Origin of the sequence: Streptomyces sp. NPDC089424, from assembly GCF_044749345.1 — a bacterium.
GTDB lineage: Bacteria > Actinomycetota > Actinomycetes > Streptomycetales > Streptomycetaceae > Streptomyces.
In genome coordinates this window covers 123,784-144,920 of record NZ_JBIVHU010000003.1, presented here as the reverse complement: position 1 = coordinate 144,920, position 21,137 = coordinate 123,784, and the positions used below count along the sequence as shown (strand labels likewise).

The following is a 21,137-nucleotide window of genomic DNA, read 5'->3' as shown; positions in this document are numbered from 1 at the left end:
GAGAGACGGTGATTCGCCATGTCCACGGACCGCACGGAACGCAACGACCACGCAGGCCACCACGACGACCCCTTCGAGGACCGGCTCGGCGCCGCGCTGCGGCAGACCGGGGACACCTTCGACACCGACCGTCCCGCGCTGATCGCCGCGGGCCGGGCCCGCGGACGCGGGCTGCGGCTGCGCCGCCGTGCCGCGGTCGCCGGGGGCGCGGCGGGCATCGCTCTCGTGGGTGTCGCGGGTGCACTCACCCTGCCGGGGACCGGCGACGGCACGGGCGCCGGTGAGCAGCGCTCCGTCGGCGCCGGGCCCGTGACGCCGCCGCCCGCCACCTCGCTCGCGCCGCGGACCGCCACGGCGTCCGTCTCGGCCGAAGAGATGATCTCCACGCTGCGGGAGTTGCTCCCGGAGGGCGAGATCCGTGACGCGCAGGCCGAGGGCGGCGGGGCGCTGGGGACGCCGTCCGTACGGCTCGTCCACGACGACGGCGGGGGCGGCGGTGCCGTCGGCGTCGGCCTGTACCGGGTCGAGCCCGGCAGTCAGGCCGCCCGCGACGCCGTCACCTGCCCGGACAAGGCCTATGTTCCGCACGACAGTTGCCGCCGCGACCGGCTGTCCGACGGGTCGGTGCTGATGCTCTTCCAGGGGTACGAGTATCCGGACCGCCGCGTGGACACCAAGCTGTGGCGCGCCGAACTGGTCACCCCCGAGGGCCAGCAGGTCAGCGTGAGCGAGTGGAACGCCGAGGCCGAGAAGGACGCGCCCATCACCCGCCCGCAACCACCGCTGTCCCTCGCGCAGTTGAAGGCGGTCGCCACGTCCTCACGCTGGCTGCCCCTCGTCCCGGCCGCCCCGGAAGGCCCGGGGCAGCCGGGGGGCGACGCCGGGCCCGCCGACCCTCCGGCGACGCTCACCGGCTCCGCGGCGGACACCCTCGTCACGCTGCTCCCCGAGGGCGCGAAGGTGGTGGACAAGGGTGGCGAGGGCGGCGACTTCGGCTACGTCGTCGTCGACGACGGCAAGGGGCGCAGCCTCGTCCAGATCAACGTGCAGCCAGGCATGGGCGACGTCGTGGGCGACCTCTTCGGCGGGGCCGAGATCCTGCCGGACGGCACGTTGGTGACGGAACGGCAGGGACCCGGCGAGAAGGGCGGCGAGGGCGTCGTGATGTGGACCGCGGACACCCTGCGCGAGGACGGCCTGCGTGTGGTGATCAGCGCCTTCAACTCCGGCGCCCAGCACACCCCGGCGACCCGCGAGACCCCCGCCCTCACCGCCCGGCAGCTCCGCGAGATCGCCCTCGACCCGACGTGGCCCGCCCTGCTGCGGTGAGCGCGCCCGCTAGAAGAACTCCGCCCACGGCTGGTCGGAGATCTGCTTCACGCACAGCACCAGGAACAGCAGACCCGCGATCACCAGCATCCCGTTGCTGACCCAGCCGTTGCGCCACTCGCGCGGCGTGCGGTCGGTGTTGAGCAGCCAGAGCAGGGTGCCGGCGAGGAACGGCAGGAACGCCGCGCCGAGCACGCCGTACAGGATGATCAGCCGGAACGGCTGGCCCTCGAAGAGCAGGACCATGGGCGGGAAGGTCAGCCACAGCAGGTAGGCGCGGAACGGCCAGGACCGTTCCCGCTCGCCGGAGGCGATCTCCTCGCCCTTGGTCTGCGCCCGCTTGCGGTAGCGCGCCACGAAGTCCGCGAACATCAGGCTCACGCCGTGCCAGACGCCGATCAGGGAGGTGAAGGAGGTGGCGAAGAAGCCGATCAGGAAGAACTTCGCCGTCGCCGTGCCGTACTCGGCCTCCAGGATGCCGGTCAGCTGGATGAGGCCCTTGTCGCCGCTCTCGATGGCGATGTTGCGGGTGTGCAGCAGTTCGGCGCCGACGAAGAGCATCGCGATGACGAAGATGCCGGTGGTGGCGTAGGCGACCCGGTTGTCCAGCCGCATGACCTTCATCCAGCCGGTGTTGGTCCAGCCCTTGGCGTTGACCCAGTAGCCGTACGCGGCCAGCGTGATGGTGCCGCCGACGCCGCCGATCAGACCGAGGGTGTTGAGGACGGAGTCCTTCTCGTCCGGCAGGACGGGCAGCAGGCCGGCGAACGCGTCCGGGATGTTCGGGGTGACCCGGATCGCCAGGTACACGGTCACCACGAACATGACGCCGACCAGGACCGTCATGACCTTCTCGAAGACGGCGTACTTGTTGAACCACACGAAGACGAGGCCCACCAGACCGCAGGCGATCCCCCACCACTTCAGGTCCATGACGTCGGGGAACAGCGCCTGCAGCGGCAGCGCGCTCGAGGACATGGCCGCCGCCCCGTACACGAAGCCCCAGACGACGACGTAGACGACGAAGAAGTACGTCGTCCAGCGGCCGAGGCTCGCCCAGCCGTCGAAGAGGGTGCGGCCGGTGGACAGATGCCAGCGGCCGGCCGCCTCCGCGAGGGAGATCTTCACCAGACAGCCGATGACGGCGGCCCACAGGAGGGTGTAGCCGAAGTTGCTGCCCGCGATCAGTGTCGCCACCAGGTCGCCGGCCCCGACGCCGGTCGCGGCGACCACGATTCCGGGGCCGATGTACTTCCAACTGGCCTTGCGGGGGGTCGGTTCGGAGTTCGGGCCGGGTGCCGCCCCGGTGTCACTGGTGTTTCCCGTGGTGTCCGCCATGCACGTCAAGAAAGCCGATGGACGGTCGCGGGACAAGAGGTCGTGCCGGATCTTCACCCGATGTGTGCGCCGGTCCGAGGAGCACCCGTGGACGGGGACGGGCCCCGGCGGCCGGGAGTGCCGCCGGGGCCCGCGGCGGGCGCGTCACGGCTGTCGCCGACCGCAGCCGTCGCACGCGCAGGTGCCGAGTTCGAACCAGACGGTCTTGCCCGGGCCGTCCTGGTGGCAGCCCCAGCGCCGGGCGAGCGCCTCCACCAGGAACATCCCCCGGCCGCTCTCCGAGGCGCCCGGGTCGAGCAGTTGGGGAACCCGCCGGCCGCCGTCGGCGACCTCGCAGCGCAGGACGCCGTGGGCGGCGGTCAGGGTGAGCCGGAAGCGGCTCGCGGCATGCAGCAGGGCGTTGGTGGCCAGCTCGCTGACCAGCAGCTCGGCCGTCTCCACGAGCTCGGTGCCGTGGTCGTCCCCGTCGGCGAGCCCCCAGCGCTCCAGCTGCCGCCGCACCTCCGCCCGGGCCTCCCGGACGGCGGACGGGCGCGGGGGGAGCTCGATGCTCAGGTGGCCCGCTCCTATGGGCGGTTGAGGATAGGCGCCGTAACGGGGTTCAGGATCCGGGCGGCCGGTCCCGGAGAGGTGCAGCATGCCTTCAGGGTGAGGTGTGCCGGGTCGGGGGCGCACGGGGAGGACTACCCGATTCCCTACCTGCCTTGGGGTGCGCATACGGACCGGGCTACGCGTACTGCAGGCGCACGACCGCGCCCGCCTCGTCGTCGCGCACGTCGACGTACGCGCACACCTGCCGCGCGAACCACAGTCCCTGTCCGGGTGCCGGACCGGCCGTGGGCGGGGGCACGAAGCCGGCCAGGGGGTCGTCGACGCGGTGCGGTGAGCGCAGCTCGCAGACGCAGCCGGGCGCCTCGCCCCACAGCAGGACCTGGCTGACCGGGTCGAGGGGGTCCGCCGCCTCGCAGACGGCCGCGGCGAACAGCTCCGCGTCGGCGGCGGGCAGTCCGCGTCCGGCGGCCCAGGTGCGCACGGCGTGCGGTTCGGGCGCGGGCAGCGGGCGCGCGTCGTGCGGGACGGGCGAGAGCGGTACGGCGTCCAGCTCGGCGGCGATGCGCAGCGGGTCCTCGTAGACGCCGGTGCCGGGGTGGGCACGGCGGGCGGCGGCCACCACCGCCGGCCCCGCGGTGCGGGTGTCGTACGCGCACAGGGCGGTGGTCGCGAGCGGGGCGAAGAGGAGGTTGGCGAAGGCCTCGTAGCGGATCCACTCGGTGCTCTCGCGGACGGAGCGTCCGGCACGGCCGCCCCAGTCGGGCTCCATCAGCAGGTGGACGCGGCCCCGGGGGCCGGCGTGCTCGGCGAGGTAACCGGCGCCCTGTGCGACGGCGTTGGCGGCGGATCCGCTGTACCACTCGGTGTGGGGCACGAAGCCGACGCGCCCCGCGTCCCCGCCGAGGGCGTCCCGCAGCAGGTCGAGCTTGTCGGGGGCGGCGATGGCGACGGGCGGGGGCTCGTCGGCGGCGGCGAGCCCCTCGGCGAGGAAGGGCAGCGCGGCGGCGACGAACTCCTCGTCGGAGGAGAAGACGGCCATGCGGTGGTCGAAGGTGCCTTGGGCATGTGCTGAGGGGATGGGCATGGAGTTCCTGTCGGTCGGTGGGGTGGTGGCGGGTCGCTCGGTGCTGGGTGTGCTGCGCGTGGTGCGTGCGGTGCGTGTGGTGCGTGCCGTGCGGACGTCCGGGTGGCCGGCGGGCGGGTGACGCCGTGGACCGGGTGGGGCGGCGGTGCGTCGACCGGGTCGGCCGGTGGTGCCTGTGTGCCTGTGGTGTCTGTGCTGCGGTGGGGCGGACAGGGGCGGTCAGCGTCGGGCGGTGACCCAGGACGCGATCTGGCTGCGGTTGCTGAATCCGAGCTTGCTGAGGATGCGTTCGACATGGCCCTCCGCGGTGCGGCGGGCGATCACGAGGCGGTCGGCGATCTGCTGGTTGGCGAGACCCTCGGCGACCAGTTCGGCGACCTGCGTCTCGCGGCGGGTGAGCCGGACGCCGGGATGGCCGCGTCCGGCGGTGACGTGCTGCCCGGAGCCCCGCGGCTCGCGGCGCTGCTCGTCCAGCGCGTAGCCCACGATGCCGGTGAGGCCGAGGGCGGCGCCCTGCGCGTAGGACCGCTCGTAGGCGGCCGCATCGAGGGCCTCCCGGCAGCGGGTCTCGGTGCCCCGCCGGGTGGTGCCGAGGGCGGCGGAGCCCCACCGGTCCCGGTCGACGTCGGCCCAGACCCGGTCGGCGCCGCCGAGCAGCACGGCCGCGCGCTCGTGGGCGCCGCCCCGGCCCGCGATCTGGGCCAGCAGGTCGAGGGTCAGGCCGATGCCGGTGACGTCGTGGACGGCGAGCTTGAGGCGCAGGGCCTCGCGGGCGTGCCGTTCGGCCCGGCGGTGGTCCTTCTTCACGGTGTGGGCGAGGGCGAGCATGCGGTGCACGTACGACAGCACCCACTCCTCGCCGTGCCGCTCGCACAGCCGCCGGGTCTCCTCGCTGATCGCGATGGCCTGGTCGGCCTCGCCCAGGAAGCCCAGCGCGCAGGCGAGTTCGACGCGGTCGAGCCCGGCGAGGCTGAGGTGCTGGCCGGGCACGCGGCCGCGTGCGACACCGGCGCGGAAATGGGCGAGGGCGGCCCGCAGGTCGTCGCTGAACAGCAGGATGACGCCGAGCACGTACTCGGCGTGCGCCGCCTCGGCCTCGTCCCCGAGGCGCAGGGCCAGCGTCCGCGCCTCCTCGGCGCGCCTGCGGCCCCGGGTGAGGTCCTCGGGGCAGCCGGCGAGCAGTCCGGCGACCCACAGGGCACGGGCCCGTTCGGGCGTGGGCTCGGGGGCGGCGTCGAGCGCCCGGTCGAGCCAGTACCGGCCCTCCCGGGGCGCGCCGCAGGCGTGCCAGTAGAACCAGAGGGTGCCGGCCAGCCGCAGGGCGGCGAGGGCGTCGTCGGGGGTGGTGGGCTCGTCCAGGCCGAAGGCCAGGGCGGCGCGCAGATTGTCCTGGTCGGCGTGGAGCCGGGCCACGATCTCGCGCTGGCCCGGCCCGAACCAGGCCTCCTCGCAGTCCGTGGCCCGTCGCTGCATCCAGTCCCGCTGCCGCCGCCGGGTGACGGCTTCGTCGCCGGGCAGTTCCCGCAGCCGCTCCCCGCCGTAGTGGCGCAGGGTGTCCAGAAGGCGGTAGCGCACGCCGTCGGGGCCGGGTTCACGGCACAGCACCGACTTGTCGACCAGGCCGGCCACGGCCTCCATGACGTCGTACGACCGGATCCGCTCGCCGTCCGCGCACACCGCCTCCGCCGTCTCCAGGTCGAAGCTCCCGGCGAGCACCGACAGCCGTGCCCACACCAGCTGTTCGGGACCGGTGCACAGGTCGTGGCTCCAGTCCACGGCGGCGCGCAGTGTCCGGTGCCGGGGCAGGACGGCGGGGCTGCCGGCGGACAGCAGCCGGTAGCGGTCGTCGAGGCGTTCGAGGAGCTGCTCGACGGAGAGGACCCGCATCCGGACGGCGGCCAGCTCGATGGCGAGCGGCAGACCGTCCAGGCGCCGGCACAGACGCGCCACGGCGGACCGGTTGGCGGGGGTGAGGCGGAAACCGGGGACGACGGCGGCGGCCCGGTCGGCGAACAGGGCGAGCGCCGGGCCGGGTCCGGCGCCGGACGGATCGCCGTCCGGGTCCGGCACGGGCAGCGGCCGTACCTCCAGGAGGTGTTCCTCGGTGAGCCCGAGCCGGTGCCTGCTGGTGGCGAGCACCCGGACGCCTGCGGTGCCGCGCAGCAGCGCCGCCGCCAGGTCGGCGCAGGCGCCGAGCAGATGCTCGCAGTTGTCGACGACGAGCAGCAGCCGGCGGTCCCGTACCTGTGCCACCAGCGCCTCCAGCGGGGGCTGCGCGGAATGGTCGTGCAGGCCGAGGGCGTCCGCGGCGGCGACCGGAACGAGTGCCGGGTCGTGCAGCCCGCAGAGGTGCACGACGTGCACGCCGTCGGGGAAGGCGCGGGCCACGCGGGCCGCGATGCGTCCGGCGAGCCGGGTCTTGCCGACGCCGCCGGGTCCGGTGAGCGTGACCAGACGGGCCCTGGCCAGCAGTTCGCGGCCTTCGGCCAGTTCGGCCCGCCGGTCGACGAAGCTGGTCGTCTCCACCGGTGGCCGGCCGTCCCGTCGTGGCGCTGATCCGCCCATGATCAGCCAGTCCTTGGAAGGTGGGTGGGGTCGTGTGCGCGCCCCTCACTCTTCCGCCATGTGTACATATATGCACGCGCCGCTCACACCGGCGGGTGGAATTCGCCGGGGACCCATTCCGCCGGGGCCGGTCCGCGTACACTGCGCGGCCCGCCGCCGGGCGCGGCCGTTTTCCGCCGGTTTCGGGACGCCACTTCACGGGCTGCTCTTGACCTGGTCATGCCAGGACCGCACGATGAGCGCCACACGCGCACCAGCACCCCGTACGTCGCACGGAAGAACCACCCCCACAGCTCCACTCCCCCACTTCCGGAGAACCCGGAACACCTGGAGATCCAAGGAGACTTCATGCGACTTCGCATCCGTGGCTCAGGCGTCCGCGGCGGCAGACGCACCGCCGCGCTCGCCGGCCTGCTCGCCCTCGCCCTCGCGGCCCCGCTCTCGGCGACGGTCACCGACGCCACCGCCGACAGCGCGGGCCGGGCGGCGGCCTCGGCGGACGACGTCCGCCAGTACGAGATCCACACGCACTCGACCGCCCAGGACCGCACCGCGATCCAGCGCACGGGCGTCACCGTGGACGAGGCCGACGACCACACCGTCGTCGTCTCCGGCCGCGCGGACCAGATCAGGAGACTGCGCGCGCTCGGCTACGAGATCACTCCGCTCGGCGCGGTCCCCGACCGGTCCGCCGGAGAGGACGACGTCCGGCTCTTCGACTTCCCGTCCGCCGACTCCCGCTACCACAACTACGCGGAGATGACGAGCGCGATCAACTCCGCCGTCGCGGCGAACCCCGGCATCGTGAGCCAGCGGGTGATCGGGACGTCGTACCAGGGCCGGAACATCGTCGCCGTCAAGATCAGCGACAACGTCGGCACGGACGAGGCCGAGCCCGAGGTGCTGTTCACCCACCACCAGCACGCCCGCGAGCACCTCACCGTCGAGATGGCGCTGTACCTGCTGCGCGAGCTGACGTCCGACTACGGCACGGACTCCCGCGTGACGAACCTCGTGAACAACCGCGAGATCTGGATCGTCCCCGACCTCAACCCGGACGGCGGCGAGTACGACATCGCCTCCGGTTCGTACCGCTCGTGGCGCAAGAACCGGCAGCCCAACTCCGGTTCGTCGGCGATCGGTACGGACCTGAACCGGAACTGGAACTACCGGTGGGGCTGCTGCGGCGGCTCGTCCGGCTCGACGTCCTCCGAGACGTACCGCGGCCCGGCGGCCGAGTCGGCGCCCGAGGTGAAGGTCGTCGCCAACTTCGTGCGCAGCCGTGTGGTCGGCGGTACGCAGCAGATCCGGGCGGGGATCGACTTCCACACGTACAGCGAGCTGGTGCTCTGGCCGTTCGGGTACACCTACTCCGACACGACCACGGGCATGACGGCGGACGACCGGAACGCCTTCGCCGCGGTGGGGCAGAAGATGGCCGCGAGCAACGGCTACACGCCGGAGCAGTCCAGCGACCTGTACATCACGGACGGGTCGATCGACGACTGGCTGTGGGGCTCTCAGAAGATCTTCGGGTACACCTTCGAGATGTATCCGCGGGGCGCCTCCGGAGGTGGGTTCTACCCGCCCGACGAGGTGATCGAGCGGGAGACCTCACGCAACCGGGACGCGGTGCTGCAACTGCTGGAGAACGCGGACTGCATGTACCGGTCGATCGGCAAGGAAGCCCAGTACTGCTAGTCCCGGTCCTGCTGGTCCCGGTCCTGCTCGTCGGCGTCCTCGGCGTCCGCGACAACCTTGGCGTCCTCGGCGTCCTCGGCGTCCGCCTCGAAGTAGGCGTCGAGGACGGCGTCCAGCTCCTCGTCCCACTGCTGGTGCTGGGACTTCGCCCTGGCCTCGATCTCGATCGGGTACCAGCGGCGCTCCGGCGTGTGCACGGTCACCGTGAACCGCTTGCCGAAGCGCGGGGACTCGGTCTCGATCGCGGCGATCTCGTCCCAGCGGAACTCACAGCTCTCGTCGTCGAGGCTGAGGCGTACGCCCTTGGCGTCGGCGACGACACGGGCGCGGCGGTCGGCGGCCTCGAACACGGGGCCGTCGGCCACCGCGGTGTCGTCGGTGTCGCCGGCGGCATCGTCGTCGGAGGCGCCGTCGCCGGCTTCCTCGTCGACGGCGTCGTCGACCGCGGCGGCGGCCTCGGGCTCGTCGGGCTCCGCAGGGGCGGAGGCGTCCTCGACCGGCGCCGCGTCCTCGGGCTCGGGCTCGGCGGCCTTCTCCGGGCCGGTGAGCCCGGGGATGTGGGCCGGGTTGATCCCGGCGTCCAGGGGCTGACTGCTCGTACCTATGCGCTGCTCCACAGCGGGCAGTATGGCGGACATCGCTGTGCCGTGGGGCGCCGGGGGCGGATGAGGGTCACTCGTCCATGAAGACGATCCTGCGGGACGGAGTGGCCGCGCCCGCCGCCGCGGTCGTCACGGCGCGGCCGGCCGGCACCGCCCGCTCCCGGCCCCACGCGCGGATCTCCTCGATCTGCTCGGGGTTGACCCGGCTCAGCGGCACCGTGTTGGCGAAGGTGTCCAGCACGAACGACGGCTTCAACCGGTCGGGCCCGCCCAGGCGGTACGCCTCCTCCCCCACGTCGTGCAGGGTGGACTCGATGTCGGAGCCCGCGAAGCCCTCGGAGAGGTCGACCAGCCGGTCCACCTGCTCGGGCTCGGGCTCGATCCGCAGATAGCGGCGGTAGTACATGTCGATGATCTCCCGCCGGTCCTGGCTGTCCGGCAGATCCACGAAGAACAGTTCGTCGAACCGGCCCTTGCGCAGCAGCTCGGGCGGCAGGCTGCGGATGTCGTTGGCGGTGGCCACGACGAAGGCACGCGAGCGCGACTCCTGGAGCCAGAACAGGAACTGACCGATGATGCGCTGCGGGACACCGGACATGTCGTCCTTGCCCGCGAGGCCCTTCTCGATCTCGTCGATCCACAGGATGCAGGGCGCCACCCGGTCCGCCATCGCCAGGGCCTCCCGGAACCGGCCCTCGGACTCGCCCAGGTACTTGCCGTGGATGCTGGCCATGTCGAGCCGGTACAGCGGCAGTTGCCATTCGTGGGCGATGGCCTTGGCGGACAGCGACTTGCCACAGCCGGGTACGCCGACGAGCAGCACGCCCCGGGGCGGGCGCAGCGCGGAGTCGCGCAGGTCGGCGTGGAGCATGTCGTGCTTGCGCCGGAGCCATTCCCGCAGGCTGCTCAGGCCACCGACGGTGTAGTTGCCCTCCTTGAGCTGGACGCGTTCCAGGCCGGTGAGATTGCTGAAGATGCGGTCCTTGGCCTGGGCGAGACCGAGGACGTCGCCCTTGAGGATCGAACCCTTGGCGGCGATGGTCGCCATCAGGTTGATGCACTCGGCCTCGGTGACACCGCTCAGGAACTCGGCGGCGCGCCGGGTGTCGTCCTCGTCCCACTCGATCGGGATGTGACCCCGGTGGTCGCCGAGGAACCCGGCGAGGGTGCCGTACATCTCGTCGGCGTCCGGCAGGTCCAGGTGCAGGCTCATGCCGAGGCGCTGGAGACCGCTCCAGATGGGGGCGTCCGTGATCAGGACGATGCTGCCCATGTTGTTGTCGGCGAGCCGGGCCAGTTCGGCGATGTGCCGGGTGACCGGGGTGTCGGACTCCAGGTGGTCGGGGTCGACGAGGACGATCGTGGCGTTGGCCCGGCTGCTGAACTGGGCGGCGGCGAAGTCCATGGCGCCGGTGAGGGAGCGGTCGTCCTGGACGGCGGCGTTGGTGCGCAGGTCGCGCAGGCCGGTGGCCCGGGTGTAGATCCAGAACGGCATGCTGCTGCGGCGGGGCTGGAGGGCGGCGTCCCGCAGGAGGCGCAGGGCGCGTTGCTGTTCGATGGTCCGCATGGCGATCACCGGGACACGGGCGGAGATGTAGCTGTCGAGGTGGTGGAGGCTTTCGGTGTAGTTCGACATGGGGGCCTTCGGATCGTGGGCGGGTGCGGGTCCGTCGGGGCGTGCGCGCGGTTCCCCGCGCCCCTGAGGCGGGGACGGTCGCCGTCTAGTCCGTGACGACTCTTCGGCGCGGGCGGTCGGACGTGTGGGCCTGTGCCCAGGGATCCGTCGTGGCGGCGGCCGGACGTGCCGTCAGGGCGTTGTCCCGGACCGTGCGCCGACGCCCCTCGATCCAGCGCGGGTCCGAGCCGTCGGTCGCCGCGAGGTGGTCGAGGTTGCGCTCGATCTGCTGCTGGAGGTCGGTGATCTGGGACTCGACCAGTTCCGTGAACCTGCTGCGGAGCGTCTTGGGCAGGCCGGGGTGGCCCGCGACCGCGCGTACCTCCGTCAGGCCCACCCGCGCCTGGGCCAGGGCGCGGCCCGCCGAGAACTCGTCGTCGGCCGCGAGCAGCGCCTGGGCGAGGCGCTCGCCCCAGTACTTCAGGCGTCCGTCGAGGGCGTCGCCGAGATGGCGGGCGAAGCGCTCCCAGGTCTCGCCGGGGTAGTCGTCCTGGGACAGCGGGGGCAGGGCCGCGGGATCGGCGGGCTCGGCGGCAGCCCAGCGGCGCAGGAAGTCCACCCAGGTCTCGTAGGGGCCGCCGTGGCCCCAGTAGGAGTGCGTGTTCACAGCGTGCCGCCCGGCCTGCGCACGACGGTCTCGCCGGGTGGCAGGGGCTCCCAGTCGGGCAGGCCCTCGGCGATCTTGCGGACCCGGCTGGTGGCGCGCTCCCCGGCGGGTCTGCGGCTGGCTCCCCAGGGGGACGTTCCGGGCGCGGCGTACTGGGGGTCGGCGGCGGGCCTGCGGGGCGGGGGCGGGGCCGCCGGGACGCTGCCGGGCGCGGTGCTCATGACGCGGTGTCCTCCTTGGCTACGGTGCGGCCCTCGAAGGGGGAGCCGCCACGGGTCGCGGTGGCGAGGGAGGTGATGAACTCCCGGCACTGCGGCTCGACGGCGTCGGCTGCGCGGAACGTGGCGTTCCAGTCGGTGAGTTCGGCGGAGGCGGCGCGCAGGTGGTGCACGGACTCCTGCTGGGCCTGCCGCAGGATCTGCCGGGCGTTCTCCTGCAGGCGGGTCGCTGCCTGGGCGCCGTTGTACAGCACGAGTCCCCAGACGCCGCCGACGACCAGCGCGATCACCAGGGCGGCCGGGAACGAGAAGGAGCCGACGATCACCAGGATGCCGAACAGGACGAGCGCGAGCGGCGTCGCCTTCCTGCCCCACGGGTAGGCGTAGGCCGCGATGAACGGCTCCATGTGCTGGTCCCAGTGCGCGGACAGCGAGGCCTCCAGCTCGGGCAGCGGCCGGGTGAACGAGCCCTGCCAGGGCGGCAGCTGGAAGGACTGGGAGGCCACGGTGTACGCGGTGCCGAACCGCGCCTGGACGTCCTGCGGCACGGCGGAGCGGTAGTCGCGGGTGAAGCCGGCGTGGGCCTGGAGGAACCACTCCTGGCAGGCGGCCACGGAGAGCCGCTGGGTGGCGGGCGAGGCGCCGATCGCCGTCGGGTTGAGCGCGGCGGTGGTCTGCACCGTCAGATAGTCGAGCGTCTCGTCGTACGAGGCCGAGTCGGCGTCGGCGGCCCGGCGGGCGGCGTCGAGGTCGCCGCCGTGGTCGATCACCGCGTTGTTGAAGGCGAGGTCGCGGCGGAGCGGCAGCTCCTCGTCGTCGTACTCGGAGACCAGCCGGTCGAGGATGTCGTCGACGGCGTCCTCCAGCCGTTCGGACGGCCGGTACTCGCGGTCCATGACGGCCCGGTACCGGTCGAGCACGACCTGGTGGGCGCGGGCCCGGCCGAGCACCGCGTCGAGCTGCGGCCACTGCGGGGCGACCTGGGCCAGGCGCGGGAACCGTGCCGCCGCGGAGGGCTGGGCGAGGGCGTCGATCTCCTGGCGCCAGCGGTCGATCTGGCGCTGCTGGCCCTCGGCGCTGTCCATGAGCTGTTCGCGCCAGGCGGCCAGGGTGGTGTGCAGCATCTCGCGTCCGGCGAGCCCGAAGGCGCCCTGGGCGATGGACTCCAGGATGACGGCGAACTCCCGGCCGAGCGCCGCCGGGTCCTGCGCGAGCAGGTAGTGCCGCAGCCAGCGGACGGCCGCCTCCTTGCGGTCCTGGCGGCGCAGCACCAGCGCGAAGAACAGGGAGGTGCGGTCCGGTGAGCGGCGGAAGGCCTCCTCGACGGCCCGTTCGCACAGCGTCCGGTCGTCGGCGGACCAGGAGGCGAGCGCCACCAGGGCGGGCGCCAGCCAGTAGCGGGGCGTCTGGATCATCAACTGGTCGCCGACCGCGCGGACGTTCTCCTCGGAGACGAGGCCGAGGTCGAAGGCCTGGAGCATGCCGACGGCGGTGCGCCGCACCGTCTTGTGGTGCCCGAACTCGTGGTCGACCTGGTCCTGGATCACGCCGACCCGCGTCTCGGCGCGCTGCACGTTGGCGGTGAGCTGGGCGGTCTTCACGAAGGCGAGGAACTCGTCGCGCAGCTGCTGGAGTTCGGTACGGGTCTGCTGCTGGCCCGCCTCGACGGCCGAGACCTGGCCGGACACGGAGCCGACCTGTTCGCTGAGCCGGACCACGAGGTTGCTGACCTGCTGCACCTTCTGGTGCAGGGCGAAGTCCACCTCGGACATGCGGTTCTCCGATCACATGGTTCTGGCACGTGGATCTGGTACGGGGACGTACGGCTCTGGTACGGGGGCGTGCTGCGCGCCGGGCCTCAAGGACGGACGACGGTGCCGTCGTCGAGGACCGGCAGGAGCAGTCCGCCGGAGTAGACCTCGACGAAGGCGTAGCCGCCGGAGCGCACCAGCATCCGGGCGCCCGCGAACGGCTCGGGCACCGGGTCGGACGGGGCGAAGTGGCGGATGATCACCTGAAAGAGGTTGAGCTGGTGGTCCACGTAGGGCGGGCCCAGGTGGCAGCGGGCGAAGAAGCCGAGCGGGACCTCTCCGTAACTGGCCCGGTACTCCTCGCCGATCCACTCGGCGAGCTGCCGGCGGGCGTTCTCGTCGAGGCCCGCGTCGAGGCGGCCGACGGCGTCGCGCAGGCCCTGCGGGCGGGCGGCGAGGCGTTCACGGTGCAGCGGCGCGGCCGGGCCGGGCGCGCCGACGGTGCGCCGGGCGCCGGTGGCCGGGCCCTGGTCCGTGCGGCGCAGGGCGTCCGACGAGGTGGACGGCGGTGTCCCGGCACCGCCCGGTTGCACGATGCGTCGTGGCCGCTCCAAGTGGCCCATGTGTCCCCCGAGCTGATCTGCATGAGCGATGGCAAGAGACGAAGCGTAGTGACGTCCAGTCAATAGTGCGACCGCATCGGGCACTTGGCATCCGGAAAACCGGTTCCTGCCCCGAACTCGCCCCGTTGCCGCCCAGTTCACACACGTCACGGCCCGGGGCGGGCTGACAGACTGCCCGGCATGGGGTCGATCCACACGTTCATGGCGGGCATCAACGACTATCCGGCCGCGATCGCGTCGCCGCTCGAGGGCTGTCTCAACGACGTCGCCGAGGCGCACCGGCTGCTGACCGACCGCACGGGGGGCGGCGCACAGGTGCGGACCGTGCTGGACGGCGCGGCGACGGTGGCGGCGGTCGAGGACGGCATCAGCGGGTTCCTGGGAGCGGCCGGGCCCGGGGACACCGCCCTGTTCTGGTTCTCCGGGCACGGCACGTCGCTGCCCGCCACCGGCGCGGACCTGCTGACCGAGTCCACCGGTTTCAGCCAGGCGCTGGTGTGCGCGGACGGCCCGCTGCCCGACAAGCGGCTCGGCGCGCTGCTCGACGCGGTCGCCGCGCGCGGCGCGCAGGTGGTCGCGGTGCTGGACTGCTGTTACTCCGGCGGGGCCACCCGGGACGACCTGCCCGAGGGACTGACCCCGCGGTTCGCGCCACCGCGCCCGGAGTGGGAGCGGGCGGCGCCGGTCACCCGCGAGGTCGTGCTGCCGCAGAGCCCCGCCCGGCATGTGCTGCTCGCGGCCTGCCGGCTCGACCAGCTGTCGTACGAGGGGGACTACGGCGGCAGACGGCACGGCGCGTTCACGTACGCCCTGCTGGGGGCGGTGCGCACGGCGGGCCCCGACGCCACCTACCGGCACCTGCTGTCCGCGGCCCACGCGCGCGTGCGGCGCTCCGGCGGGCTTCAGCTGCCGGTGCTGTATCCCGAGACGCCGGGCGGTACCGCCGATCTGCCGTTCCTCGGGGGTGCGCTCGCGCGGTCGGCCGGAGAGCATCTGCTGCGGAACGCGGCGGAGGGGTGGGAGGTCGACTGCGGCAGCGGTCACGGGCTGGCGGACGGGAAGGGCGCCGAGGGCACGGAGTTCTCGGTGGCCGGGCCGAGGGGCGCGCTGCTGGGCGCGGTCGTGCGGGCCCGCTCGGTGCGGCCCGACCGGACGCTGGTGGATCCGGTCGGCTGGGCGCCCGACCCGGATCAGGTGTACCCGGTGAACCTGACCGCGCTGGCCACTCCGCCCGCGACGGTCAGCGTGCCCGAGGGGGCCGCGGGCGACCTGCTGCGCGCGGCGGTCGCGGCGCACGGCCCCGGCGGCGGCCCGGCCCCCCTGCTCAGCCTCGTGGACGAGCCAGGGGAGTTCGCGGATCTGCACTTCCGGGTGGTGGTCGACGGGGGCCGCGCACGCGTGCTCGGGCGGGACGGGACGGACTTCGTGGATCCGCTGCCCTTCACCGCGCAGGACGACGCCTGGCGCGTGGCTGACTGCCTGACCCATCTGACCCGCTGGCACCAGCTGCGCGACCTCACCTCCCGGCCCGGTGTGCTGGACAACCTCGTGCAGGTGGAGGTCGTCCCGTGGGACGCGCCCGGCAGCGGGCCCCTGCTGCCGGACGGCAGCGGGGACCTCGTCTGCGCCTACGCCCCGGAGGCCGCGGAGGGTCGGCGCGAGCCGTTGGTCTCGATCCGGCTGCACAACCGCTCCCCGCACCGTTCGCTGTGGTGCGTCCTGCTCGACCTCACCGACCACGACTACTCCGCCGACCCGGCGCTCGTTCCGGGCGAGTTCATCGGCCCCGGCTGTACCGGGTACGCCCTGGAGGGCGGCCCCGTCCAGCTGTCGCTGCCCGCCGGACGGCCCGTCGTACCGGGCGCGGAGTGCCGGGACTGGCTCAAACTGATCGTCGCGGAGGACGAGTTGCGCACGACGTCGTTCCGGCTGCCGGCCTGGGACCCGGAAAGGGTCGTCTCCCGCAGCCCCGGTCCCGGGGCCTGGGGAGGGCTGCGGTTCGAGGGGCACAGGGACCGGAAGGCGGGCCCGGTCAGGGGATACGCGGCCGGGCGCTGGGCGACCCGGACGGTCGCCCTGCGCACGGTCGTGCCGGCTACCGGCCGAGGTGCGTGAACCCGGCCCAGGCACTCAGGTCGTCCGGGTCGACGCGTGCGGCCCGTTCGGCGAGCAGGTCGGGCAGGCCGGTGAGCGGCTCGCGGTCCGGGTCCAGCATCCACAGCTGGGCCCGGCGCAGCGCCCTGGCGGGCGGTTCGCCCTCGGCGCGCAGGAAGTGGTGGGTCAGGAACATCAGCACCGAGGTCGCCTCGTCCGGCACCGGCCACAGCGAGCCGACCACCGAGCGGGCACCGGCCACCAGGAACGCCGTCGCCAGGCTGAACGCCTCGTTGTGGCCGCGCCCCGACACATGGCTGCGGCAGGCGGCCAGCACCACCAGGCCGAGCCTGCCGCGGCCCGACGAGGCGACCGCCTCGGTGAGTTCCTCGGCCGCCAGTTCCCCGTCGTGCAGGGAGAGGTGGGCGGTCCGGCGGGCGGTGCGGGCGATGGAGGCGTGGCAGGCGAGGTGCAGCACGGCGCCCTCCTCGTCGGGGCCCTCCGCGCCGGTCAGCCAGGACAGCACCTCCTGCCGGGTGCCGGGCCCTTCGGCGCCGCCGCGCGCACGCCACCCGAGGAAACGGCCGCGCGGGTAGAACGCCTGCTGCACGGCGTCCGCCTCCTCCCCGGCCCAGCGCAGGTCCCCGGTGGGGTTGCCGACGACGAGCGCGGCGCCCGAGTGGACGGCCTCGGGGCGCGCGGCCACGTCGCACAGGAGGCGGGCGGAGGCGGCGTACGAGATCTCCGCGTCCTCCAGGGCGTGGCGGCGCCGCCCGTCCGCGCCCTGCGCCCAGGCCGCGTGCCACGGGACCAGGCCCAGCGTGCCCATCGGCACGAACACCAGCCGCGGCGCCCGCCCGGTGCGGGTGGCGAAGACGTCGAGGAGCGGGCGCATCGCGGCGTACCAGGCCCAGCCGCACAGCCGGTCGAGCCGCTCCCGCAGCGAGGGCAGGGCCGGCCTGCTGACGGACCAGCCGGGCGCCGGTTTCATGACGCGGGCCTCGTCCGGGTCCGTCCCGAACGGTGACACGTCGCGCGCGTCCTCGGCGAGCCGTACCGCGTCGGCGTGCGGCGCGCGGGCGTACTCGCGCAGCGGGCCCGCGTTCTCCGTGAGCGTCGGCAGCGGGACGGAGTGGACGGCGCCGCCTGAGGTGACGACGACGGCGCTGCCGGGGGTGTCCTCGCCGGCGGGGACCAGATAGACGAGGGCGTCCTTGCGCAGGGTGCGCAGTGCGGTGGCGATCTCGTCCGTGGCCGGCGGGTCGAGGAGGCGGTCCTGGGTGCTGTCCGTGCCGGTGAGGGCGGCCAGGACGCGGCGGCGCAGGGCGCTCGGAACGCTCACGGGTGTCCGGAGCGCGGTGAACGGGTCGGCGGACTCGGGGGCGAGGCCCGCCGCGCGCCATTCCTCGGCCAGGGCGTCATGGCCCGCCGCGGCCAGGCGCTCGGGCACCGTGCGGGAGGTGGTGGCGGCGTGCAGCAGCAGGCCGCGGCAGGCGTCGAGGGCCTGCACCGCCTCGTCGAGGGCGTTGTCGCGCAGACACCAGCCGGCGACCTCCAGCGCGGTCGTGGTAGCCATGGCCACGGCCTGCGCGGCGTGCTCGGTACCGGACTGGAGCAGCGCCGCCCAGGCGTGACCGCGCAGTGCGTCCAGGCCGGTGCGGCGGCCCAGGCCCTTGTCGTCCCGGCGGAGTTCGCCGCGGGTGCGGTAGGCGCGGCCGAGGGCGAGTCCGGCGCCCGCGTAGAGCCGGTGCTCGGGGCCGCCGGCGAGGGCGAAGGCGGCCTCCAGGAGCGCGATGCCCTGGGCGAGATGGCGGGCGCGGGCCGTGGGCAGCCGCTGGGACCCGGCCAGTCCGCAGTGGCCGACGCCCAGGCAGTAGCCGTAGCGCAGCTTGCTGTCGCTGCCCTCGTCGACCAGGTCGTACGCCTCCTGGATCAGCTCCATCGCCTCGGTGACGGCGACCGGGTCGCCGGACCGTCCGGCGCGCATGAAGTGGTTGATGCCGTTGTCGCCGAGCACCCAGGCCCGCTGGTCGCGCGGCAGGCCGCGGGCCCCGCGGCGCAGTTCGGCCGGGGAGGGGCGGCCGGGCAGCGGGGGCGCGGGCGGGGCGCCGAGGTCCTGGGCGAGGCGGTCGCGGGCCGAGCGGGCGTTCTCCAGCAGCGTCCACAGTTCGAGGCGTGTGCTGTCGTCCGGGGCGAGTTCGCCGTGCACGGTGAGCAGTTCGTCGAGGTGGGCGTCGGTGGCCGCGAGATCGCCGCGCAGGGCGGCGGCGTGCGCCTCGAACCCGGCCTGCTGGGCGCCGATCACACGGCGCAGGTACGGCGAGAGCGCGGGGTTGTCGCGCAGCCGCTGCCACATCTCGCCGGCGGCCTCCACGTCGTCGCCGGCGCCGCCGGTCTGCCCCCGGTGGCTCATGGCGGCGAACCGGGCGATGTCGATGCCCTGTCCGAGCCGGTCCTCGACTCCGCCGGCCGGTGGGGCACCGGCGCCCGCGCCGTGCGGCAGACCCGCGGCCCCGTCGCCGGACACCGCGCCCGCACCGGCCGCGTCGGCCTGTGCCAGATGGTCGAGGACGGCGTCCATGCCGCGTCCTGAGCCGCTGAGTTCGTCCCGCAGCCGCGCCTGGGCGACCACGGCGTGCGCCCTGCGCTGCCACGCGGGGTCGTCCGGGCGGTGCGCCAGGACGGTGTCGATCAGTTCCGTCTTCTGCGCCTCGGTGACATGGGTGCCGTGCGGGTCGAGGAGCATGCCCTGCGACAGCAGGTTGAGGGCGAGGAAGGCGCGGCCCGACGCGTCCCGCTGGGCGGCGAAGGAGGCGTACCCCTGGTCGAAGGCCTCGGTGAGCGCGCCGCTGCCGCCCAGGCCCTTGAAGATGCCGGGGAAGTCGTCGTCGGAGTCGCCGAAGTTCAGCGAGCCGATGCCGCCGCCGTCGAGGTCGTCGAGCATCCCGAGGTAGGCGTCGCGGGCGCCTTCGAGGCGCATCGCCTCCGGGACGTCCTCCGGCGAGGCGGGTGTGATGCCGTGCGTCTCCTCCAGGGTGGTCCAGGCCCACAGGCCCATCATCTGGGCGACCTTGCGCAGCTCGGGCGAGAAGGACTCGTCGGCGAGGACCAGCGCGCAGCTCTCGGTGACGTCGTGCAGCCGCCCCGGGTCGGGGTCGTCCCGGTAGCGGCTCTGCTGGAACATCCCGAGGAAGAGCGCGGTCACGGTGACCTGCCCGTCCCGTGCGGGCTCCCAGGTGTCGAGCGCCCGCCGGATCAGCCCGATCGCCCGGTCCCTGGCGGGTCCGTCACCGCGCACGCTCGCCCGCTCGTACAGCAGCCGCCCGAAGCTGTCGAGGAACACCGGGGTGAGCCGCGCGACGTCGTCGGGGTCGGCGAGCAGCCCGTTCAGCTCGACCTCGGCCGCGGCGGCCTGCGCGTGGTCCTTCCAGTGCGCCCAGAGCAGGAAGCGGACCAGGGCGCTGCGGATCCCGGCCTCCCACGCCCAGGACGGCGCACGGCCGAGCCGCTGCCGTGCCTCCAGCAGCGCGGTGCCGAACTCCTCGCGGGCCTGCTCCAGTTCGTCCCGGTCGGTGGTCACCCGGCCGTGCACCATCAGGGCGAGGCCCAGGCTGTAGCGGACCAGCGGCAGATCGCTGGTGGGCAGCGCGGCGTCGAGCACCGACCGGTAGTGGGCGGCGGCGGCCTCGGCGTCCGCCGGCACCCGGTCCAGCTCGCAGCGCTCCAGACGCAGGAACCCCTGGGCCTCGGCCAGCTCCACGGCGTCCTGGCTGCCCGGCACCTGTGCCGCCGCGGCCGCCTCGTGCCGGCGCAGCGCCTCGTCGAGCAGTTCGAGGCGCCGCGCGGCGGGTCCGTCGCACTCCTGGTAGCGCTGTTTGGCGCAGGCCGCCAGCAGTTGCGCTCCCAGCTCGCGCGCGAAGGTGTACTCGGGGTCGTCGCGGGGCAGCCCGGCGGTGCCCTCGGTGAGCAGTTCCCAGACGGTGCCGAGGAGTCCGGGGCGGGGGTCGAGGTCGTACTGCAGTGCCCTCACATGGCCGAACACGATGCGCCAGGCCGCCCAGTCCGCGTGGTCGCCGGGCGTCCTGAAGGCCAGCGCGAACGCCTCGGCCGCCCGCTCCAGGTCCTCCGGGTCGCCCGCCAGGAGGTGCAGCCGGTAACCGAGTTCCCCGGCGAGCGCGCACAGCGTGGGGGCGTCCGGGTCGTCGGAGGCGGTAGCGGCGAGGGTGTCGAGGACCTCCTCGCGCTGGGCGCGGAGGTCCTCGACGAGGTCTCGGTCGTCGTCAGCGGTCACAGGCCGGGCTTTCCAGGACGTCGTGGGCGGGCTTTCTCGGCATGGCCCCTCAGGGGGCGAGTCGGACGTGGTACGGCAGCAGCACGGAGTTCAGCCATTCCCGGCCCTCGGCGGTGCCGAAGTCCACGGTCTCGTCGTCCTCGCAGCGCAGCGCGCCGTCCGGGCAGCGGTCGCCGAACAGCACCACGGTCCGGTCCGCCGGTTCCCGCTTGGACGCCCACACCATGCCCTGCGCCCACGGCTGGGTGTGCCGGCGGATCCAGTGGGCCCAGTCCCGGGTGTACGGGTACTCGTGCGCCTCGGTGTGCACCAGCCAGGTGTCCTGGTGCACGGCGGCGAGGTCCTGCGCGCTCATCAGCGGCAGCACGCAGAGGTCGGCGGTGAGCCGCAGCGTGCTGAGCCGGCGCCCCTCGACGGCCCGGTGCGGAAGCAGGCGCGGGCCGCCCGCCGGGTCGAACGGCAGGGAGCGCAGCATCGTCTCGCACACGGCGGCGGCCGCGCTGAGACCGGCGTACAGATAGCCGTACCGGTCGCAGGAGGTGGCGTCGAAGCGGCCACCCCCGTAGAGACAGTGCGAGGGCCGGGGGTTGAACGCGGCGGCGTCGCGGTGCGAGCCGTGGACGCGGTGGAGCAGGGTGCCACGGGCCAGCGTCACCTTGCCGGGGGTGCCGGTGAGCGCGTCGGGCGGGCGGTAGTTGGGCATGCCG

General features: G+C 73.9%; 16 protein-coding genes. 4 read left to right on the top strand and 12 right to left on the bottom strand.

Going from position 1 to position 21,137, the window contains the following annotated elements:
• Positions 1-18 precede the first annotated feature (18 nt).
• Complete coding sequence (locus tag ACIP2X_RS15630; protein ID WP_401672696.1) at positions 19-1,329, top strand: hypothetical protein; 1,311 nt, start codon at positions 19-21, stop codon at positions 1,327-1,329.
• Between the two features lie 9 nt (positions 1,330-1,338).
• Here the strand turns inward: ACIP2X_RS15630 and ACIP2X_RS15625 are convergent, their stop codons facing one another.
• From ACIP2X_RS15625 to ACIP2X_RS15615, 3 genes are all read right to left on the bottom strand, one after another.
• Positions 1,339-2,667, bottom strand: a complete 1,329-nt coding sequence (locus tag ACIP2X_RS15625) for an Nramp family divalent metal transporter (protein WP_401672693.1) — start codon at positions 2,665-2,667, stop codon at positions 1,339-1,341.
• A gap of 144 nt (positions 2,668-2,811) precedes the next feature.
• Complete coding sequence (locus ACIP2X_RS15620) at positions 2,812-3,306, bottom strand: ATP-binding protein (RefSeq protein ID WP_401672690.1); 495 nt, start codon at positions 3,304-3,306, stop codon at positions 2,812-2,814.
• 88 nt (positions 3,307-3,394) lie between these two features.
• The gene (locus ACIP2X_RS15615; RefSeq protein WP_401672687.1) at positions 3,395-4,303 is read right to left on the bottom strand and encodes an anti-sigma factor RsbA family regulatory protein; all 909 of its coding nucleotides are present in this window, start codon (positions 4,301-4,303) and stop codon (positions 3,395-3,397) included.
• On the opposite strand from ACIP2X_RS15615, the gene ACIP2X_RS15610 reads away from it, so the two are divergent.
• Entirely contained in the window at positions 4,302-4,424 is a 123-nt protein-coding gene (locus ACIP2X_RS15610) for a hypothetical protein (protein ID WP_401672683.1), read from the top strand. The two genes, ACIP2X_RS15615 and ACIP2X_RS15610, sit on opposite strands and share 2 nt — an antisense overlap.
• A gap of 98 nt (positions 4,425-4,522) precedes the next feature.
• Here ACIP2X_RS15610 and ACIP2X_RS15605 read toward each other — a convergent pair whose 3' ends face one another.
• The gene (locus ACIP2X_RS15605) at positions 4,523-6,868 is read right to left on the bottom strand and encodes an ATP-binding protein (protein ID WP_401672681.1); all 2,346 of its coding nucleotides are present in this window, start codon (positions 6,866-6,868) and stop codon (positions 4,523-4,525) included.
• Positions 6,869-7,216: 348 nt separating this feature from the next.
• On the opposite strand from ACIP2X_RS15605, the gene ACIP2X_RS15600 reads away from it, so the two are divergent.
• Positions 7,217-8,569: a M14 family metallopeptidase gene (locus ACIP2X_RS15600; RefSeq protein ID WP_401672679.1), complete on the top strand. Its 1,353-nt coding sequence runs from the start codon at positions 7,217-7,219 to the stop codon at positions 8,567-8,569.
• On the opposite strand, the gene ACIP2X_RS15595 is transcribed toward ACIP2X_RS15600, so the two are convergent.
• From ACIP2X_RS15595 to ACIP2X_RS15570, 6 genes are all read right to left on the bottom strand, one after another.
• Positions 8,566-9,207 carry a hypothetical protein gene (locus ACIP2X_RS15595; RefSeq protein WP_401672677.1) on the bottom strand — a complete coding sequence of 214 codons (642 nt, stop codon included), beginning with the start codon at positions 9,205-9,207 and terminating at the stop codon, positions 8,566-8,568. The two genes, ACIP2X_RS15600 and ACIP2X_RS15595, sit on opposite strands and share 4 nt — an antisense overlap.
• Before the next feature lie 34 nt (positions 9,208-9,241).
• Complete coding sequence (locus ACIP2X_RS15590) at positions 9,242-10,807, bottom strand: AAA family ATPase (RefSeq protein WP_401672674.1); 1,566 nt, start codon at positions 10,805-10,807, stop codon at positions 9,242-9,244.
• A gap of 85 nt (positions 10,808-10,892) precedes the next feature.
• Positions 10,893-11,453: a hypothetical protein gene (locus ACIP2X_RS15585; protein ID WP_401672673.1), complete on the bottom strand. Its 561-nt coding sequence runs from the start codon at positions 11,451-11,453 to the stop codon at positions 10,893-10,895.
• Entirely contained in the window at positions 11,450-11,674 is a 225-nt protein-coding gene (locus tag ACIP2X_RS15580) for a hypothetical protein (protein WP_401672671.1), read from the bottom strand. Before ACIP2X_RS15580 ends, ACIP2X_RS15585 begins: the two co-directional genes overlap by 4 nt.
• Complete coding sequence (locus ACIP2X_RS15575; protein WP_401672668.1) at positions 11,671-13,443, bottom strand: hypothetical protein; 1,773 nt, start codon at positions 13,441-13,443, stop codon at positions 11,671-11,673. The genes ACIP2X_RS15580 and ACIP2X_RS15575 overlap by 4 nt, the downstream gene beginning before the upstream one ends.
• A gap of 86 nt (positions 13,444-13,529) precedes the next feature.
• Positions 13,530-14,045, bottom strand: a complete 516-nt coding sequence (locus ACIP2X_RS15570; protein WP_401672666.1) for a hypothetical protein — start codon at positions 14,043-14,045, stop codon at positions 13,530-13,532.
• A gap of 180 nt (positions 14,046-14,225) precedes the next feature.
• On the opposite strand from ACIP2X_RS15570, the gene ACIP2X_RS15565 reads away from it, so the two are divergent.
• On the top strand, positions 14,226-16,160 hold the full coding sequence (locus tag ACIP2X_RS15565) for a caspase domain-containing protein (RefSeq protein ID WP_401672664.1): 1,935 nt from the start codon (positions 14,226-14,228) through the stop codon (positions 16,158-16,160).
• Here the strand turns inward: ACIP2X_RS15565 and ACIP2X_RS15560 are convergent.
• Both ACIP2X_RS15560 and ACIP2X_RS15555 read right to left on the bottom strand, forming a co-directional pair.
• Positions 16,141-20,430, bottom strand: a complete 4,290-nt coding sequence (locus ACIP2X_RS15560) for a CHAT domain-containing protein (protein WP_401672662.1) — start codon at positions 20,428-20,430, stop codon at positions 16,141-16,143. The genes ACIP2X_RS15565 and ACIP2X_RS15560 overlap by 20 nt on opposite strands.
• Positions 20,431-20,479: 49 nt before the next feature.
• Positions 20,480-21,133, bottom strand: a complete 654-nt coding sequence (locus tag ACIP2X_RS15555; protein ID WP_401672660.1) for an RES family NAD+ phosphorylase — start codon at positions 21,131-21,133, stop codon at positions 20,480-20,482.
• Between the last annotated feature and the right edge of the window lie 4 nt (positions 21,134-21,137).

Excerpts from the sequence above, each read along its gene's own strand:
- ACIP2X_RS15555 (WP_401672660.1), bottom strand. The coding sequence starts at position 21,133 with ATGCCCAACTACCGCCCGCCCGACGCGCTCACCGGCACCCCCGGCAAG.
- ACIP2X_RS15620 (WP_401672690.1), bottom strand. The coding sequence starts at position 3,306 with ATGCTGCACCTCTCCGGGACCGGCCGCCCGGATCCTGAACCCCGTTAC.
- ACIP2X_RS15605 (WP_401672681.1), bottom strand. The coding sequence starts at position 6,868 with ATGGGCGGATCAGCGCCACGACGGGACGGCCGGCCACCGGTGGAGACG.
- ACIP2X_RS15610 (WP_401672683.1), top strand. The coding sequence starts at position 4,302 with ATGGAGTTCCTGTCGGTCGGTGGGGTGGTGGCGGGTCGCTCGGTGCTG.
- ACIP2X_RS15580 (WP_401672671.1), bottom strand. The coding sequence starts at position 11,674 with ATGAGCACCGCGCCCGGCAGCGTCCCGGCGGCCCCGCCCCCGCCCCGC.
- ACIP2X_RS15565 (WP_401672664.1), top strand. The coding sequence starts at position 14,226 with ATGGGGTCGATCCACACGTTCATGGCGGGCATCAACGACTATCCGGCC.
- ACIP2X_RS15590 (WP_401672674.1), bottom strand. The coding sequence starts at position 10,807 with ATGTCGAACTACACCGAAAGCCTCCACCACCTCGACAGCTACATCTCC.
- ACIP2X_RS15595 (WP_401672677.1), bottom strand. The coding sequence starts at position 9,207 with ATGTCCGCCATACTGCCCGCTGTGGAGCAGCGCATAGGTACGAGCAGT.
- ACIP2X_RS15575 (WP_401672668.1), bottom strand. The coding sequence starts at position 13,443 with ATGTCCGAGGTGGACTTCGCCCTGCACCAGAAGGTGCAGCAGGTCAGC.
- ACIP2X_RS15625 (WP_401672693.1), bottom strand. The coding sequence starts at position 2,667 with ATGGCGGACACCACGGGAAACACCAGTGACACCGGGGCGGCACCCGGC.
- ACIP2X_RS15600 (WP_401672679.1), top strand. The coding sequence starts at position 7,217 with ATGCGACTTCGCATCCGTGGCTCAGGCGTCCGCGGCGGCAGACGCACC.
- ACIP2X_RS15630 (WP_401672696.1), top strand. The coding sequence starts at position 19 with ATGTCCACGGACCGCACGGAACGCAACGACCACGCAGGCCACCACGAC.
- ACIP2X_RS15615 (WP_401672687.1), bottom strand. The coding sequence starts at position 4,303 with ATGCCCATCCCCTCAGCACATGCCCAAGGCACCTTCGACCACCGCATG.
- ACIP2X_RS15570 (WP_401672666.1), bottom strand. The coding sequence starts at position 14,045 with ATGGGCCACTTGGAGCGGCCACGACGCATCGTGCAACCGGGCGGTGCC.